This window comes from Mycolicibacter nonchromogenicus (assembly GCF_002101775.1).
In the GTDB taxonomy this organism is placed as follows: Bacteria; Actinomycetota; Actinomycetes; order Mycobacteriales; family Mycobacteriaceae; genus Mycobacterium; species Mycobacterium nonchromogenicum.
The window spans coordinates 1-17,624 of sequence record NZ_LQPI01000082.1; the positions used below are offsets into that span (position 1 = coordinate 1).

Sequence of the window (17,624 nt, forward strand, 5' to 3'; positions counted from 1 at the left end):
CACCCAAACCCTGCCCCCACCCCACCACGACAAAGGCCAACCCCGCACCAACCACTACCACCACCCAGAGCGGCTACTACAGGAAAGCGACGACGACGTGCCCTAGCTAGTCGGCCAGGCGTTTCGCCAGCCGCGCGGTGAACTCGGCGACCTGCGCCGGGCTCTCCAGCGCGTACCGCGCGGCGGTCGCACGATCGCCGTCGTCGTTGTGCCGCACCACTATCCCGGCACCGGACAGTTCGGCCACCGCATCGAACGCGTCCTCATCGGTGATGTCGTCGCCGAGGAACAGTGGTGTCTTCACCCCGGGCATCCGATCCAGCAGCCAGTGCAGCGTACGGCCCTTGTCCCAATCGATCTCGGGCCGAAGCTCGATCACCTCGCGCCCAGTAGTGACCCGCAGTCCGCGGCGCCGACCGGTCTCACGCACCGCTGACAATACCTGTCCGACCCGATCCCGGGCGGCGTTGCGGTAGTGTACGGCGACCGCGAAGCGCTTGTGTTCCACCATGATTCCCGGGATAGAACCGAGTTGCTCAGCGAGCGAACCGGCTGCGTCGGCCAGTATCTGGACCGCATCGACGGCGGCATCGTTCTGGTGGTGGGCTCCGTCGGGCCCGATCAGCTCGAAGCCGTGACTACCCGCATACCAGATCCCGTCCAGCCCAACCCGGTTCCGTACGTCGGCCAGGTCGCGACCGGACAGCACCGCGACCGGGCACTGGGCGGCCAATGCCGCCAGCGCCTCCATGGCGCCGGCCACCGGCCGGGCCGCGTCGGGATCGTCGACGATGTCGGAGAGCGTGCCGTCGAAATCGAAGAACACCGCCGGATGATCGAGGTCGTGCAGCTCCGCAGCCGTCATCGCATCCGGCAACGCCGACATCGGCCGATCGCCGGTGCGCACGTCGACCGCACTCGGATCAGCCACCATCGCGTCACCGCCGTCGCACCCCACGCCGATCACCAGGGCGAATCCGGCACTGTGAGCGGCGATTACCACCGATTCAGAGTCGGTGAGCACCACGCAGCGGCCCGGCCGTACCGCCAGGTCGGCGGCGGCAGCCACCAATTCGGCGCTTGGACTGTCGTGGCTGCGGGGGGTCGCACCCACCCGCACGCCGGCGCGTCGCAGTCGCTCGGTCAACGCTGTGTCGGCGCCGACGTCAAGGCGCAGCAGCACCGCGTCATGCCGGCGCGGGTCGATCGTGACCGACATGCCAACCATGTCCACCACGGTGCCACAGTCGTGCTCCGATTAGCGTGGTAGGGGTCAAGAGAGGTCCCGGAACGCAGAGGAGCGCCCAATGTCGTCCACTCCCGGAATCCTGGTCGGTGTCGACGGATCACCGTCGTCGGTGGCAGCAGTCGACTGGGCAGCGCGTAACGCGGTGCTGCACAACCTGCCGCTCAACCTGGTTCACGTGCTTGCTTCGCCGGTGGTGATGACCTTTCCCGAGACGCCGATGCCGCCGGGCTATACCGAGTGGCAGCGCGAGCAGGGCGAACGCCACCTGCGTGAGGCCGTCGAGATCGCCGAGGCGGCCGGCGCGACACGAGTCGCCGCAGAGATCGTCGTGGGCTCCACGGTGCCGATGCTGGTGGATATGAGTCGTGAGTCCGCCCGTCTGGTGATCGGATCACGCGGGCACGGGCGGATGCGCCGGCTGCTGCTCGGTTCGGTCAGCTCGTCACTGGTGCGCCACGCGAACTGCCCGGTCGTGGTCATCCACGAAGACCATCGGCGCCCTGACACCGCACCGGTGGTCGTCGGTGTCGACGGCTCCCCGGTGTCGGAGGCCGCAACGGCGTTGGCGTTCGAAGAGGCCTCGTTGCGCGGGGTGGACCTGGTCGCGGTGTACGCCTGGCACGACACCGGTCTGCAGGACTTCCCCGGCGTCGACACGGCGGCACTGGCAGCCGAAGGCGAGCTGGCCCTCGCCGAACAGTTGGCGGGCTGGGCGGAGCGCTACCCCGACGTCGCCGTGCGCCGGGTGGTCGTGGACGACCGGCCGGCCGACCAGCTCGTCGACCAATCCCAGGAGGCTCAGCTGGTGGTGGTGGGCAGCCACGGCCGCGGCGGCTTCACCGGCATGCTGCTGGGCTCGGTCAGCCAGGCGGTGGTGCAGTCGGCCCACACCCCGGTCATGGTCGTCCGCTCGGCCTGACGAGGTCTGACGAGGGGCGTCAGCCGACCGATACCGGCTCGGTGGCCGCCCGTCGCGCGACGACGTGCTGCGCCGCCGGTGAGGGCCGCAACGGCACCCGCTGCGGCCACCAGAACCAGCGGCCGAGCAACGCGGCGATCGAGGGCGTCATGAACGACCGGATCACCAGGGTGTCGATGAGCAGACCCAGCCCGATGGTGGAGCCCACCTGACCGATCACCTTCAGGTCGGAGACGACCATCGACATCATGGTGAACGCGAACACCAGGCCGGCTGAGGTGACGACGGAGCCGCTGCCGCCCATGGCGCGGATGATGCCCGTCTTGAGTCCGCCGTGCAGCTCTTCCTTCATCCGGGACACCAACAGCAGGTTGTAGTCCGAACCCACCGCCAACAGAATGATCACCGACATCGCCAGCACCATCCAGTGCAGATCCAGCCCGATGATGTGCTGCCAGATCAGCACCGAGATCCCGAACGACGTGCCCAGCGAGAGCAACACCGTGCCGACGATCACCGCCGAGGCCACCACGGCCCGGGTGATCAGCAACATGATGATGAAGATCAGGCACAACGAGGCGATGCCGGCGATTATCAAGTCGTAGGACGACCCATCCTTCATGTCCTTGAACATGGCTGCGGTGCCACCGAGGTAGACCTTGGAGCCTTCCAGCGGGGTGCCCTTGAGTGCTTCGTGCACAGCGTGTTTGATCGGGAGGACGTGCGAGATGCCCTCTTCGGACATCGGGTCGCCCTCGTGGGAGATGATGAACCGGACCGCGTGCCCGTCGGGGGACAGGAACATCTTCATGCCGCGCTTGAAGTCGGGGTTGTCGAACGCCTCCGGCGGCAGGTAGAACGAGTCGTCGTTCTTGGACTCGTCGAACGCCTTGCCCATGGCGTTCTGGCCCTCCATCATCTTCTCCATCTGAAGCTGCAGGCCCTCCATGGTGGACTGCATCTTCAGCTGGGTGACCCGCATGTTCGACATCGTCTCGATCATCGGCGGCATGATCTCGAGCATCCGCGGCATCAACCGGTCAAGGTTGTCGATGTCGGGCAGCACCTTCTCGAAATCCTCGGTCATCTGATCGAGGCCGTCCATCACGTCGAAGATCGACCGGATCGACCAGCAGATCGGGATGTCGAAGCAGTGCGGCTCCCAGTAGAAGTAGTTACGCATCGGGCGCCACATGTCGTCGAAGTCGGCGATCGAGTCGCGCATCTTCTGGATGTCGTCGAGCATTTCGTGCATCTTGACGTCCATGCTGTGCGTGGTCGCCGACATCTCACGGGTGACTTCGAGCATCTGCTTCATGCTGTCGATGGAGACCTGCATGTCGTCGCCCATCTTGAGCATGTTCTTCATGCTGTCGAGCATGTATTTCATGTTGAGCTGCTGGGTGGTGCCCTGCATGCTCATCGCGAACGGGATCGTGGTGTGCTCGATCGGCGTGCCCAGCGGCCGGGTGATGGTCTGCACCCGCCCGATACCCGGCACCTCGAACACGCGCTTGGCGATCCGGTTGATGACCAGGAAGTCCGCCGGGTTGCGCAGGTCGTGGTCGGTCTCGATCATCAGCAGTTCCGGACTCATCCGGGCCTGGGAGAAGTGTCGGTCGGCGGCGGCATAGCCGATGTTGGCCGGCACATAATCCGGCAGGTAGTCACGGTCGTTGTAGTTGGTCCGATACCCCGGCAGGGTGAGCAGCCCCACCAGGCAGACCGCTGTGGTGGCGACCAGCACCGGTCCGGGCCAGCGCACGATCAGCGCACCGATGCGCCGCCAGGTGCGGATTCGCATGGCGCGCTTGGGCTCCAGCATGCCGAAGCGGCTGGCGACCGCCACCACTGCGGAGCCGAAGGTGAGCGCCGCGAGGACCACGACCATCATGCCGATCGCCAGGGGAACACCCAGCGACTGGAAGTAGGGCAGTCGGGTGAAGTGCAGGCAGAAGGTCGCGCCCGCGATGGTGAGCCCCGAACCCAGGATCACGTGCGCGGTGCCGTGATACATGATGTGGAAGGCGGACTCTTTGTCCTCGCCGAGCGATCGGGCCTCCTGGTAGCGGCCGAGCAGGAAGATCGCATAGTCCGTTGAGGCGGCGATGGCCAGGGTCACCAGCAGGTTCACCGCGAACGTCGACAGGCCGATGATGTTGTAGTAGCCCAACACGGCCACCACGCCGCGCGCCGCGCTCAGCTCGAAGACCACCATGCCCAGCACCAACAGCACCGTGCCGATCGACCGGTAGATGGACAGCAGCATGGTGATGATCACCACGAAGGTCAGCGCGGTGATGAGTTTGAGGCTCTTGTCGCCGGCAATGTGCTGATCGGCGTTGAGGGCGGCCCCGCCGGTGACGTAGGCCTGCACTCCCGGGGGCGCCGGGGTGTCGGCGATGATCTTCTGGATGGCCTCGACCGACTCGTTGGCCAAGGTCTCGCCCATATTGCCGGCCAGGTACACCTGAACATAGGCGGCTTTGCCGTCCGGGCTCTGCGACCCCGCTGCGGTCAGCGGGTCGCTCCAGAAGTCCTGGACGTGCTCGATGTGGACGTGGTCGGCCTCCATTTTGGCGACCAGTTCGTCGTAGTACTGGTGCGCCTCGTCGCCCAGTGGCTCATCGCCTTCGATGACGACCATGCCCGAGCTGTCCGACTTGAACTCGTCGAACACCTTGCCGATGCGCATCATCGCGATCATCCCGGGGGCGTCGCGGGGGGCCATCGACACCGCTCGCATCTTCCCGACCTCGTCGAGCTGCGGAACGATGACGTTCACCACCACGGTGAGCGCCAGCCAGGCCAAGATGATGGGCACCGCGAGGCGGCGGATCCACGCGGGGATACCGCTGCGCTTGGGCGGCTGCGCGGCCGGCAGCGTCTCGGTCGGGGTTTCGCCGTTGGGGTCGTTGGTGTGTTTGCTCATGCGGATTTCACGATGCAGAAGGTCTGGGCGCTCACAGGGCTGGTGGAGATGTGTTCTTCTTTGACTTCGCCGTCCACGATGACGCGACAGCCGATGGTGGTGCCGTCACCTTGGGCGACGATGTTGGGGCTCACCGCCGGGTTGGTGGTCGACAGGGTCAGCGACCACGGCAGGCTGGCGCCGTCGAGGCGCTGCGGCGTGGCGTCGAGGTCCAGGTAGTTGATGTCGGCGTAGGTGCCGTCCGGGCTGAAGATCTCGTAGACCACGACCTTGGGGTGAAACGGCTTGGTGTCCTCGAAGGGGACCGATGCAGAGCTGCTGTCGTCGCCTCCGAAGAAGCCACGGACTCGTTGCACGGTGAACCCCCCTACCGCGACGACTAGGACGATGAGCAGGGGTAGCCACGCGCGTCTGAGAGCGCCGAACATGGAAGTAGGTGGCCCTTTCGCATCGTGCCGGAATCTGACACAGATTAGTGCATCAAAGTTCTTTTTCACACCCAGCACAGGCCGTTTCGCACGTATGTTCGATATTCTCAGGGGTGTGGGCTGGGGTAGTGGGCCGCCGAGCTGGGCGGAAATGGAGCGGGTGCTCGATGGTAAGCCTCGTCACACCGGTGTTTCGGCCGGTGCATCGACGGATCATCGTCCGCCATCTCCGCAGGTCGAGCCTCCCCGGCCGAGTGGGCGAACAGTGCCCTATGCCGAGTTGCACGCCCACTCGGCCTACAGCTTTCTGGACGGGGCCAGCACACCGCAGGAGCTGGTCGCCGAGGCTGCCCGGCTGGGCCTGCGGGCGATCGCACTGACTGATCACGACGGTCTGTACGGGGCGGTCCGGTTCGCCGAGGCGGCCGCCGAGCTGGATATGGCCACCGTGTTCGGCGCGGAGCTGTCGCTGGGGCAGGTGGCCCGTACCGACGCCCCGGACCCGCCCGGTCCGCACCTGCTGGTGTTGGCCCGCGGTCCGGAGGGTTACCGGCGGTTGTCGCGGCAGATCGCGGCCGCGCACCTGGCCGGTGAGAAAGGCAGGCCGCGTTTCGATCTGGACGCGCTGACCGAGGCGGCGGGCGGACATTGGCACATCCTGACCGGCTGCCGTAAGGGCCACGTCCGTCAGGCGCTGGCCACCGGTGGCCCGGATGCGGCCGCCGCCGCGCTGGCTGATCTGGTGGACCGGTTCGGGGCTGCGCGGGTCAGCGTGGAGCTGACCAGGCACGGTGATCCGTGCGATGACGAACGCAATGCGGTGCTGGCCGGCCTGGCGTCCCGGTTCGGGGTGGGGCTGGTGGCCACCACCGGCGCGCATTTCGCCCGGCCGGATCGGGCCCGGCTGGCGATGGCGCTGGGAGCGGTGCGGGCGCGCCAGTCACTGGACGCCGCCGCCGGCCGGCTGGCTCCGCTGGGGGGGTCGCATCTGCGATCCGGCGCGGAGATGGCCCGAATGTTCGCAGCCCATCCGTCGGCGGTGTCGGCTGCGGCCGAGCTCGGTGAACGGTGCGCTTTTCCGCTGACGCTGATTTCCCCGCGGCTGCCGCCGTTTGCCGTCCCGGACGGGCACACCGAGGACAGCTGGCTGCGGCAGCTGGCCCTCGATGGCGCCATGCGGCGCTACGGCCCGCCCGAACGCATGCCCGCCGCGTATGCCCAGATCGAACGCGAACTGGAAGTCATTGCCCAACTGGGTTTTCCCGGATACTTCCTGGTGGTCCACGACATCACCCAGTTCTGCCGGCGCAGCGACATCTTGTGCCAGGGCAGGGGATCGGCGGCCAACTCCGCGGTCTGCTACGCCCTCGGTATCACCGCGGTGGATCCGGTGGCCAACGGACTGCTGTTCGAACGTTTTCTGTCTCCGGCCCGCGATGGCCCACCCGATATCGACATCGACATCGAGTCGGACGAACGCGAAAAGGTGATCCAGTACGTCTACGACAAGTACGGCCGAGACCACGCCGCTCAGGTGGCCAACGTCATCACCTATCGGGGCCGCAGTGCCGTGCGGGACATGGCTCGCGCGCTGGGCTATTCGCCGGGGCAACAGGACGCCTGGAGTAAGCAGTTGAGCCGGTGGGGCCCACCGGGCCGAGAGGACGCCGATCTTCACGGCATCCCCGAGCAGGTGATCGAGTTGGCCGACCAGGTCGCCGACCTGCCGCGGCACCTGGGCATCCACTCCGGCGGCATGGTGATCTGTGACCGCCCGATCGCCGACGTGTGCCCGGTGGAATGGGCCCGGATGCCCGGACGAAGCGTGCTCCAGTGGGACAAAGACGACTGCGCGGCAATCGGTTTGGTGAAGTTCGACCTGCTGGGTCTGGGGATGCTGTCGGCATTGCACTACGCGATCGACCTGGTGGCGCAGCACTGCGGTGTCGAGGTGGACCTGGCCGCGATCGATCTGTCCGAGCCGGCGGTGTACGAGATGCTGGCGCGTGCCGACACGGTCGGGGTGTTCCAGGTGGAGTCGCGCGCGCAGATGGCCACCCTGCCGCGGCTGCGCCCGCGGGTGTTCTACGACCTGGTGGTGGAGGTGGCGCTGATCCGCCCCGGGCCGATCCAGGGCGGGTCGGTGCATCCCTATATCCGCCGCCGCAACGGCATCGACCCGGTTACCTATGAGCATCCATGCATGGTGCGGGCGCTGGAGAAAACATTGGGAATTCCCCTGTTTCAAGAACAGCTGATGACGATGGCAGTGGACTGCGCCGGATTCACCGCGGGCGAAGCCGACCAGTTGCGCCGCGCGATGGGGTCCAAGCGCTCGCCGGAGCGGATGCGCCGATTGCGCGACCGGTTCTACAGCGGCATGGCGCAGTGCCACGGCATCACCGGCGAGGTGGCCGACCGAATCTACGAGAAACTGGAAGCCTTTGCCAACTACGGATTTCCGGAGAGTCACGCGATGAGTTTCGCGTCGCTGGTGTTCTACTCGGCCTGGTTCAAGCTGCACTACCCGGCGGCGTTCTGCGCTGCGCTGCTGCGGGCTCAGCCGATGGGCTTCTATTCGCCGCAGTCGCTGGTCGCCGACGCCCGCCGGCACGGGGTCGTGGTGCACCGCCCGGACGTCAACGCCAGCCTGGCGCACGCCACACTGGCCGAGGCCGGCACGCAGGTTCGGCTCGGGCTGGGTGCGGTCCGTGGCATCGGCACCGAGCTGGCCGAGCGGCTGGTGGCCGACCGTGAGGCTCATGGGCCATTCGCATCGATGTTGGATTTGACTGCGCGGGTTCAGCTTTCGGTTCCCCAGGTTGAGGCGCTGGCGACCGCCGGCGCGTTCGCCTGTTTCGGAGTGTCCCGCCGTGAGGCGTTGTGGACGGCCGGAGCTGCGGCGGGACAGCGGCCGGACCGGCTGCCCGGGGTGGGGGTTGCGACACATACCCCGGCCTTGCCCGGGATGAGTGAGATCGAGTTGTCTGCCGCCGACGTATGGGCCACCGGGGTGTCCTGCGACAGCTTCCCGACCCAGTTCCTGCGCGCCGATCTCGATGCGCTCGGGGTGATTCCGGCCGTGCGGCTGACCGCGGTTCCCGACGGAACCCGGGTGCTGGTGGCCGGGGCGGTGACGCATCGGCAGCGGCCGGCGACCGCTCGCGGGGTCACGTTCGTCAACCTCGAGGACGAGACCGGGATGGTCAACGTGCTGTGCACGCCGGGGGTGTGGAAGCGGCATCGACGGCTGGCGCAGACTGCGACGGCACTGCTGATCCGCGGGCGGGTGCAGAACGCCAGTGGGGCGGTCACCGTGCTGGCCGAGCGGCTGGACCCCCTTGAGTTGGCGGTGAGTTCGCGCTCCCGGGACTTCCGGTAGCCTCGCCCGGCGGTCAGCGAGGTTCGACGTAGGAGAGCCGAAGCTGGGCCGCCGCAGTAAGCCCGGCGGTCAGCGAGGTTCGACGTAGGAGAGGCGAAGCTGGGCCGCCGCAGTAAGCCCGGCGGTCAGCGAGGTTCGACGTAGGAGAGGCGAAGCTGGACCGCCGCATCAAGCCCAACGGTAACCTCCACCCATGAACCTCAACCTGTCCGCGGACGAAGTCCTGACCACCACGCGATCGGTTCGCAAGCGACTCGATCTCGACAAGCCGGTTCCCCGCGAGGTGCTGATGGAGTGTCTCGAGATCGCCCTGCAGGCGCCCACCGGCTCCAACGCTCAGGGCTGGCAGTGGGTGTTCGTCACCGACCCGGTCAAGAAGCAGGCGATCGCCGACATTTACCGCGCCAACGCCCTGCCGTATCTGGACCGGGCCAAGCCCGACTACGGCGACGGCGACGTGCGCACCGAGCGGATGGAGTTCATCGGCGAATCAGCCAGATATCTGGCTGAGAACCTGCAGGAGGTGCCGGTGCTGATGATCCCGTGCCTGGAGGGAAAGCCCGAGACCGGGTCGCTGGGGTTCGGCGCATCGTTCTGGGCGTCGTTGTTCCCGGCCGCGTGGAGCTACTGCCTGGCGTTGCGCAACCGGGGCCTGGGTTCGTGCTGGACCACCCTGCACCTGCTGGGCGATGGCGAGCGGCAGGCTGCCGAAATTCTGGGCATCCCGTACGAGAACTACAGCCAGGGCGGGCTGTTCCCGATCGCCTACACCAAGGGCACGGACTTCAAGCCGGCCAAGCGGCTGCCGGCCGAGCAGGTGGCGCACTTCGACACCTGGTGATCGCAAGCGCGGCGGAGCCGGGCGCGGCGGGTCACCAATATGGCACTGGTGATCGCAAGCGCGGCGGGTCACACCCCGTCGGAGAAACCGTGCTGGCGCCACGCTTCGTAGACGGCCACGGCGGCGGCGTTCGACAGGTTCAGTGACCGTCGCCCGGCCAGCATCGGGATGCGTACCCGCGCAGTGATGTGGGGGTCGGCCAACGTTGCCTCATCGAGACCGGTGGGTTCGGGACCAAACATCAATACGTCCCCGGGCTGATAGCTCACGTCGGTGTAGGGCGTGTGGGCGCCGGCGGTGAACGCGAACACCCGGCTGTCGCCCAGCGCCTCCCACGCCGCCGGCAGTGACGAATGCACCCGTACCCAGGCCAGGTCGTGATAGTCCAAGCCGGCCCGTCGCAGCTTCGGCTCGGACAGGTCGAAACCCATGGGTTCCACCAGATGAAGCTCCGCACCGGTCGCCGCCACCATCCGGATCGCGTTGCCCGTATTGGGTGGGATGCGGGGCGAGTAGAACATCACGCGGAACACAACAGCATCTTGGTATGCCGCCAGCCGAGAAGCGAACGACCTCCGCTCGCCGCGGCAGGCAGGCTACACCTCGCGACGTCAACGGACACCACATCGAGGGGCGATCACAGCTCGTTGGTCTGTTTGCTCGACTGAAGTACGCCAAGACACGCGAAGGTCTCGGAAAGTGTTCTGTTCAGTAAAAATTCTGGCCAGCTCTGCGGCCAACTGGCATACTCGTCGAATTGCTATGCCGTGAACAACACCGCAAACCCGCTGTGCGGGTGCGATGTCCGGAGAGTCCGATGAATGAGGCGCAGACGGTGAATTTCAGCCGATCGGTCGACGAGTCGGCCGCCGACCGGTGACGCTTTTTGACCACCCGGAAGAGGTGGATCAGGTCCTGGACGAACCAGCCGAGGACGGCCCCAAGCCGGAGTCCGCGGCGCTCAAACGCCCGTCGCGATGGTCGGTGCGCAACTGGCCGGTGCGGTGGAAGGTGCTGGCGATCGCGTTGCTGCCGCTGGCCCTGGCCGGACTCTTCGGTGGACTGCGGGTGTCCAACGCGCTCGCCGAGTCCAACCGGCTCCAATTGGTCGCCGACCGCGCCGAGATGATCCCGGCGATCACCAATTACATGTCCGCGCTGGGCGACGCGCTGGTGGCCGCATCCTCCGACGGCGACGCCGAAGGCGCCAGGAAGAACTTCGAGAACCGCAGATACGAGCTGCAGTCTCGGCTCACGCACACCGACGTGGCGACCGATGTGCGTTCCGGGGTGGAGTCGCTGATCGATCGCGGTCAAGCCCTGTTGAATTCGGTCTCCACCACCGGCGTCGGTCTGCGTGAGGAGGTGACCGGCTACGCGCCGATCCTGCTGACCGCCGAGGATGCCATCAACGGGTCGGTACGGGTGGACAGCGAGCGGATTCGCGCGCAGACCGAGGCGCTGAGCCGTGCGGTCGGCGCTCGGGGCCAGATGATGATGCAGGAGCTGCTGGTCAACCGGGGCGGCGAGCTGCCGGATCCGGAGCTGCGCACCTCGATGATGACCCTGGCCGGTACCGAGCCGTCGACCTTGTTCGGGATGACCGAGGTGCTCGGGGTGGACTCGCCGGACGCCAAGTCGTTGCAACAGCAGCTGGTGACCCGGATGTCGATCATGTCCGACCCCGAACAGGTGTTGCCCAACAACCCGGTGTTGCGCGATTCGATCCGTACCACAGACCAGATCGCCGCCCGGATCATCAGCGAGAACACCGGTGCGGTCACCGCCGCGGTGGAGGATCGGGCCGCAGACCGGCGCGCCGCCGCCCTCCGCGACGCCGTGCTGGTGCTGGCCGCGATCACCGCCACGCTGCTGGCGGTGTGGCTGGTGGCGCGGTCATTGGTGCAACCACTGCGCACTCTGCGCGACAGCGCGCTGAAGGTCGCCCACACCGACCTCGAACAGGAGATCGCCCGGTTGCGTGCCGGCGAGGTCGATTCAGACCGTGATCCCGACCAACTGCCGGTGTACACCACCGAGGAGGTGGGGCAGGTCGCCCACGCCGTCGACGAGCTGCACGCCCAGGCGCTGCTGCTCGCCGGAGACGAGGCACGGCTGCGGCGCCTGGTCAACGAGATGTTCGAAACGATGTCGCGACGCAACCGGTCACTGGTCGATCAGCAGCTGGCGCTCATCGACCGGCTGGAGCGCGATGAGGACGACCCCGACCGACTCGAGAGCCTGTTCCGGTTGGACCATTTGGCCGCCAGGATGCGGCGAAACGGTGCGAACCTGCTGGTGCTGGCCGGTGCGCGGGTGCCGCAGGAGCGGGGCCGGCCGGTTCCGCTGGCGACCCTGATCAGCGCAGCAGCCTCGGAGGTGGAGGGCTACGAGCGGGTCCAGACCGTGCTGGTGCCCGACACCACCGTGATCGGCGCAGCTGCCGCGGACTGCGTGCACCTGCTCGCGGAACTGATCGACAACGCGCTGCGCTATTCGCCGCCGACCGAGCCCGTGCGGGTGGTCGCCGGTTTCGCGAACGACGGCGGGGTGGTGGTCGAGGTCGTCGACCTCGGATTGGGGATGACCGACGCTGACCTGCGGATGGCCAACATGCGTCTGGCGGCTGGGAGTGAGTTCAGTCCGGAGAACGCCCGCCACATGGGGCTGTTCGTGATTTCCCGGCTGGCGGCTCGGCACGAGATCGAGGTCCGGCTGTTCCCGGCCTCGCCGGGATCTCGCGGCACCACCGCCGAGGTGTATCTGCCGCCGCACCTGTTGACCGTCAGCCCCGTCGCGGAACCCGCACCGTCCGAACAGCCCTCGTTCGCCCCGGCTAAACCGCTACCGCCCGAACCGTCGCCGGGCCAACCGGATGAGTACCAGCCCGATCCCTACCCACAGTCGGATGAGCCCGACCAGGACGCCGACGCTGCCGAGGCCGGTCCCGTCGTCTCGCTGCTGCCGCGACGAACCCCGGGATCCAGCGGCATCACCGGCGTGCCCGCGGAGCCACCGCAGCCGCCGGCTCCCGAACGTCGCGAGCTGCCGCAACCATGGTGGGAAGCCCAGGAGCAGCCGCAGGAGCCCACCTCCCAGCGGACGCCCGGACCGGTGGCCGAGCAGTTCGCGCCCGCTGATACGTCGGGATATTTCGCGGCGCGCGCCCGCGTCAGATCCGCTGCGCCCGAACCCGAACCCGAGCCCGAACCCGAGCCGGAGCACGACGCGATCTACCAGCGGATGCTCTCAGAGTCTGTGGCCAATGACCCCAACGAGCCCAGCCTGCGCGCCGACCTGGACTGGCAGTCGGTGTGGGACCGGGGATGGTCGGTGGCCGTCGAAGCAGAGAATGTGCCGGTCACCGCCCACACCGAGCACGGTCTGCCCGTCCGCGAGCCCGGCGCCCGGCTGGTACCCGGCTCGGCCGCAGAGCCACCGGCGGCGGTCGAGGACGCCCCCCACGGTCCCGCGCCCGGTGCAGCGGAGCCGGAACAGCCGGTAACATCCAACGGCGTACCGTCCCAGCCCGCCCACGAGCCACTGGAACGGGATCCCGCGGCCATTCGCCGCTCGATCAGCAGTCACTTCGGCGGGGTGCACGCCGCACGATCGCACGCCCGGGAAGAGGGCTTGGACAAGGGCTCTGAACAGGGCTTCGACACCGACCAGGGACAGAACCAGCAATGACCTTCCCCACCGATCCCACCGACCAGCGCCGCGCTGCGGCAAACTCCTTGGACTGGTTGGTTTCCAATTTCGCCCGCGAGGTGCCCGGGGTGTCGCATGCGGTGCTGGTGTCCGTCGACGGTCTGACCGTGGCCGCCAGCGAGCACCTGCCCCCCGAGCGGGCCGACCAGTTGGCTGCGGTGGCGTCCGGATTGGCCAGCCTGGCGACAGGGGCGTCGCAGTTGTTCGAAGGCGGCCGGGTGTTGCAGTCGGTGGTGGAGATGGAGCACGGCTACCTGCTGCTGATGCGAGTCGGAGATGGTTCGCACCTCGCGACGTTGGCGAGCGCGTCCTGCGATATCGGCCAAATCGGGTACGAGATGGCGGTTCTGGTGGAACGAGTCGGAGCGGTGGTCGCATCGGTGCGTCGGTCGGCGCCGTCGCAGGGCGGCCACGCGTGAGGCGACGGTGAATGGTGATGGACATCCCCGAGCGTTGGTCGCGCCCGCAGACTCCGGTGGCCCAAGAGTCCCGAGAGGACCAGGAGACTGAGGCCAATCTGGTCCGTCCCTACACGCTGACGGCCGGTAGAACCCACACCGACGTGCCCTTGCCGTTGGAGGCTCCGGTGCAGGCCCTGAAGGTGGCCCGGCCCAACCAATGGCCGGTCGACGATCCGCGCGGACGGATCGTCGAACTGTGTCAGGGGGCGCCGTCGGTCGCCGAGATCTCGGCCCGGCTGAACCTGCCGCTGGGCGTCGCACGCGTCCTGGTGGGCGACCTGGTCACGTCGGGATACCTTCGGGTGCGTGCCACATTGACCGAGGCATCCACCCGGGACGAACGCCGAGACCTGATAGGAAGGACCCTTCGTGGCCTACGAGCGCTGGGATAGGCCCCCAGAGCAGCGCCCGGACAGGTCCGCGACTCCGCGAGACTCGGCCTCGACGAAGATCGTCATCGCGGGCGGATTCGGGGTCGGCAAGACCACGTTCGTCGGCACGATCTCGGAGATCATGCCGCTGCGCACCGAAGCCCTGGTCACCGACGCCTCCGCCGGCATCGACGCCCTGGAGCCCACCCCCGACAAGCGGACCACCACGGTGGCGATGGACTTCGGCCGCATCACGCTGGCCGACGACTTGGTGCTGTATCTGTTCGGCACTCCGGGCCAGCGCCGATTCTGGTTCATGTGGGACGACCTGGTCCGCGGTGCCATCGGAGCGATCATCCTGGTCGACTGTCGCAGGCTGCAGGACAGCTTCGCCGCTGTGGACTTCTTCGAGCACCGCAATCTGCCTTTCCTGATCGCGGTCAACGAGTTCGACGGCGCACCGCGTTACCCGGTCGCCGCGGTGCGTAAGGCCCTGGCTCTGGCCGAGCACATCCCGGTGATCGCCGTCGATGCGCGAGACCCCCGGTCGGCCCGCGACGCGCTCATCGCGATCAGCGAATACGCGCTGTCCACCCTGGCGACGCAGGCTTGAGCGATTCGCAACAGTGGGCCGGACGCGAATTCACCGGCCATGACTTTCGAGATGCCGACCTGTCGCGGTTACGCACCGAGCGGGTGGTGTTCGACGAGTGCGACTTCACCGGTGCCGACCTCGGCGAGTCGGTGCACCGCGGTTCGGCGTTTCGCAACTGTCGCTTCGAGCGGACCTCCTTGTGGCATTCCGAATTCGTCCAGTGCAGCATGCTGGGCTCGCAATTCGTGCACTGCCGGCTGCGGCCGCTGGTGTTCGACGAGGTGGACTTCACCCTGGCAGGACTCGGCGGCAGCGACCTGCGGGCGGTGGACTTCAGTGGTTGTCGGCTGCGCGAGGCCAACCTGGTGGAGGCGGATCTGCGGAAAGCGGTGCTGCGGGGCGCCGACCTGACCGGCGCCCGGACTATCGGCACCCGGCTGGATGAGGCGGACCTGCGTGGTGCGCGCACCGACCCCACGTTGTGGACCACGGCCTCACTGACCGGCGCTCGGATCGACATCGCCCAGGCGCTGACCTACGCCGCTGCCCACGGGCTGCGCCTCGACAGTGCCGAGGATTCCTGAATTTCCCTAGCGCTTGAGCCGGATCTTCCACCACACCAGCACGGAGTAACCCACCGACAGCAATGCCAGCATGGCCATGTCCAGCAGCCAGATGCCTTTGGTGTGGTCCCACAGACGGTCTTTGGGGATCTGGGGCGCATTCATCAGGGTGTTGAAGTCGACGGTCGACCCGCCCGCCGCGTAACCCCAGCGCGCCGGGGTGAGCCAGGACAGCTGGTCGAGGCCGGTCCGGCCGCCGACTGGGATCATTCCGCTGGACAGCACCAGCTGCGACATGATCGACACCACCAGCATCGGCATGATCTGCTCGTTGGACTGCGCGAATGCCGACAGCGCCAAGCCCAGAATCGCCGAGGCCACGCAGGTGCCGGCAACCCCGAGGAACAACTCGAAGTTCACGCTGCCGAAGAGCACTGCGTCGCGCGCGGGGCCGCCCTTGCCCGCCACCACGATCGTGGTCGCGATGGCGGCCTGGACCGTGGCGAACACGCAGAACACCGCGATCTTGGCCAGCAGGTAAGCCACCGTCGACAGGCCCACGGCCTGTTCTCGTTTGAAGATGGGGCGTTCGCCGATCAGATCTCGAATGGTCAGCGCGGTACCCATGAAGACCGCACCGATGTTGAGCAGCACCATGATGTACCGCGGTTCGGTCGGCGCATCAGGCCCGGGCACGCCAAGGCCATGGCTGCCTTCGACGGTCAACGACAATATGCCGACGATGAACGGCAGTAAGGCCAGGAATATCGAGTAACCACGGTCGGAGACGATCAGCCGCACCTGACGGCGGGCGATTGTCGACAGCTGTTTGAGCAGGCTGGTGGCGGCCGGTTTACCGAGGTCGGCCGGCGGTGCCTCGGCTGATGCCGTCGAGGATCGCTGGCCCCCGTTGCGCTCAAGGAAGCGCCGGTTGGCTTCGTCGGGGTCGGCGCCGACGTTGGCGAAGATATCGGCCCAATTGTCGGCACCCATGGCCGGGAAGACCTCTTTGGGCGGGCCGTAATAGGCAATCTTGCCGCCGGGGGCCAGCAGCAGAATCTGGTCGCAGACATCGAGATAGGCCACCGAGTGAGTGACCACCATGACTACGCGCCCGGCGTCGGCCAGGCCGCGCAGCATCAGCATCACCTGGCGGTCCAGCGCGGGGTCGAGGCCTGAGGTCGGCTCGTCGAGCAACAGCAGCGACGGTCCGGTCAACAGCTCCAGGGCCACCGAGGCGCGTTTGCGCTGGCCACCGGAGAGCTTGTCCACGCGGGTGTCGGCGTGCTTGGTCATCTCGAGTTCTTCGAGGACCCGCGCGACAGCCTGATCGCGGTCGGCCTGGCTGCTGTCGGGCGGCAACCGCAGCTCAGCGGCGTAGCCCAATGCCTGGTTGACGGTCAGCTGGCGGTGCACCACGTCGTCCTGCGGCACCATCCCGATCCGGCTGCGCAACGAGGCGTACTCGGTGTGGATGTTGTGGCCCTCGAACAGGGTGGTGCCGGAACTGGGGCTGGTGTAGCCGGCGATCAGGCGGGCCAGCGTGGTCTTGCCGGCGCCCGAACCGCCGATTATCGCGGTCAGGGTGCCGGGCCGGGCCGTCAATGAGATGTTGTTGAGCAGCCGCTTGCCGCCCTCGACGTCAAAGCAGACGTCGCGGACCTCGAGTCCGCCGCTGCCCGGGGCGGACTCGACGCGACGCACCAGGGTGCCACCGGTGAACTCCAGGTCGACGTTGCCGATCGTGACCAGGTCGCCTTCGGACAGGATCGCCGAACCGATCCGGACACCGTTGACGAACGTGCCGTTGATGCTTCTGCTGTCGCGGATCTCGGTGCCCAGCGGCGTGGGGATCAGCATGGCGTGGTGGCGCGAGGCCAGCACGTCGGAGATCACGACGTCGTTGTCGGTGGCCCGACCGATGGTCAGAGCACCGGCCGGTGCGGCCGCCACCGAGCTGGAGGCCGGCCGCAGGATGTCCATCATGCGGGTGGCGATGTTGCCGGCTTCCGGCGGCGTCGACGACACCGGAGCCATCCGGGTGGCGGGTTGGTGCGCGGAGAACGCCCCGGCGGGCCCCACCGGCGGCGCAGGAGGTTGCGCGGGCGGCTGATAGCCCGGACGCAGTGACGCATCGGCGGGCGGGCTGGGGGGAACCGACTGATAGGCCGG

At 67.4% G+C, this 17,624-nt stretch carries 13 protein-coding genes; 8 read left to right on the forward strand and 5 right to left on the reverse strand.

Annotated elements, in window-relative coordinates:
* Nucleotides 1-106 precede the first annotated feature (106 nt).
* A complete protein-coding gene (gene otsB, locus AWC18_RS19555; protein WP_085139821.1) occupies nt 107-1,219 on the reverse strand; it encodes a trehalose-phosphatase in 1,113 nt (370 codons plus the stop codon).
* Nucleotides 1,220-1,307: 88 nt separating this feature from the next.
* Here otsB and AWC18_RS19560 point away from each other — a divergent pair, with 88 nt between their 5' ends.
* The gene (locus AWC18_RS19560) at nt 1,308-2,168 is read left to right on the forward strand and encodes a universal stress protein (protein ID WP_085139815.1); all 861 of its coding nucleotides are present in this window, start codon (nt 1,308-1,310) and stop codon (nt 2,166-2,168) included.
* Nucleotides 2,169-2,187: 19 nt separating this feature from the next.
* Here the strand turns inward: AWC18_RS19560 and AWC18_RS19565 are convergent, their stop codons facing one another.
* Complete coding sequence (locus tag AWC18_RS19565) at nt 2,188-5,100, reverse strand: MMPL/RND family transporter (RefSeq protein ID WP_085139816.1); 2,913 nt, start codon at nt 5,098-5,100, stop codon at nt 2,188-2,190.
* The gene (locus AWC18_RS19570) at nt 5,097-5,528 is read right to left on the reverse strand and encodes an MmpS family transport accessory protein (RefSeq protein WP_064998891.1); all 432 of its coding nucleotides are present in this window, start codon (nt 5,526-5,528) and stop codon (nt 5,097-5,099) included. Before AWC18_RS19570 ends, AWC18_RS19565 begins: the two co-directional genes overlap by 4 nt.
* A gap of 115 nt (nt 5,529-5,643) precedes the next feature.
* Between AWC18_RS19570 and AWC18_RS19575 the strand changes: the two genes are divergently transcribed.
* Together AWC18_RS19575 and AWC18_RS19580 are read left to right on the forward strand one after the other, a co-directional pair.
* Nucleotides 5,644-8,910 (forward strand): error-prone DNA polymerase, encoded by a 3,267-nt coding sequence (locus tag AWC18_RS19575; protein WP_085139817.1) that lies wholly within the window; start codon nt 5,644-5,646, stop codon nt 8,908-8,910.
* Nucleotides 8,911-9,103: 193 nt separating this feature from the next.
* Nucleotides 9,104-9,751, forward strand: a complete 648-nt coding sequence (locus AWC18_RS19580; RefSeq protein WP_064998889.1) for a nitroreductase family protein — start codon at nt 9,104-9,106, stop codon at nt 9,749-9,751.
* A gap of 68 nt (nt 9,752-9,819) precedes the next feature.
* On the opposite strand, the gene AWC18_RS19585 is transcribed toward AWC18_RS19580, so the two are convergent.
* Nucleotides 9,820-10,284: a tRNA (cytidine(34)-2'-O)-methyltransferase gene (locus AWC18_RS19585; RefSeq protein WP_064998888.1), complete on the reverse strand. Its 465-nt coding sequence runs from the start codon at nt 10,282-10,284 to the stop codon at nt 9,820-9,822.
* A gap of 343 nt (nt 10,285-10,627) precedes the next feature.
* On the opposite strand from AWC18_RS19585, the gene AWC18_RS19590 reads away from it, so the two are divergent.
* The 5 genes from AWC18_RS19590 to AWC18_RS19610 are packed head-to-tail and all read left to right on the forward strand — an operon-like array spanning nt 10,628 to nt 15,473.
* The gene (locus tag AWC18_RS19590; RefSeq protein ID WP_085139818.1) at nt 10,628-13,441 is read left to right on the forward strand and encodes an ATP-binding protein; all 2,814 of its coding nucleotides are present in this window, start codon (nt 10,628-10,630) and stop codon (nt 13,439-13,441) included.
* Entirely contained in the window at nt 13,438-13,881 is a 444-nt protein-coding gene (locus AWC18_RS19595) for a roadblock/LC7 domain-containing protein (protein WP_085139819.1), read from the forward strand. The genes AWC18_RS19590 and AWC18_RS19595 overlap by 4 nt, the downstream gene beginning before the upstream one ends.
* 17 nt (nt 13,882-13,898) lie before the next feature.
* Nucleotides 13,899-14,315 (forward strand): DUF742 domain-containing protein, encoded by a 417-nt coding sequence (locus tag AWC18_RS19600; protein ID WP_085139823.1) that lies wholly within the window; start codon nt 13,899-13,901, stop codon nt 14,313-14,315.
* A gap of 58 nt (nt 14,316-14,373) precedes the next feature.
* Entirely contained in the window at nt 14,374-14,907 is a 534-nt protein-coding gene (locus AWC18_RS19605) for a GTP-binding protein (RefSeq protein ID WP_085139822.1), read from the forward strand.
* On the forward strand, nt 14,904-15,473 hold the full coding sequence (locus AWC18_RS19610; RefSeq protein WP_085139820.1) for a pentapeptide repeat-containing protein: 570 nt from the start codon (nt 14,904-14,906) through the stop codon (nt 15,471-15,473). The genes AWC18_RS19605 and AWC18_RS19610 overlap by 4 nt, the downstream gene beginning before the upstream one ends.
* A 6-nt stretch (nt 15,474-15,479) precedes the next feature.
* Here AWC18_RS19610 and AWC18_RS19615 read toward each other — a convergent pair.
* On the reverse strand, nt 15,480-17,624 hold a 2,145-nt coding region (locus AWC18_RS19615), incomplete at its 5' end, for an ATP-binding cassette domain-containing protein (protein ID WP_208858400.1).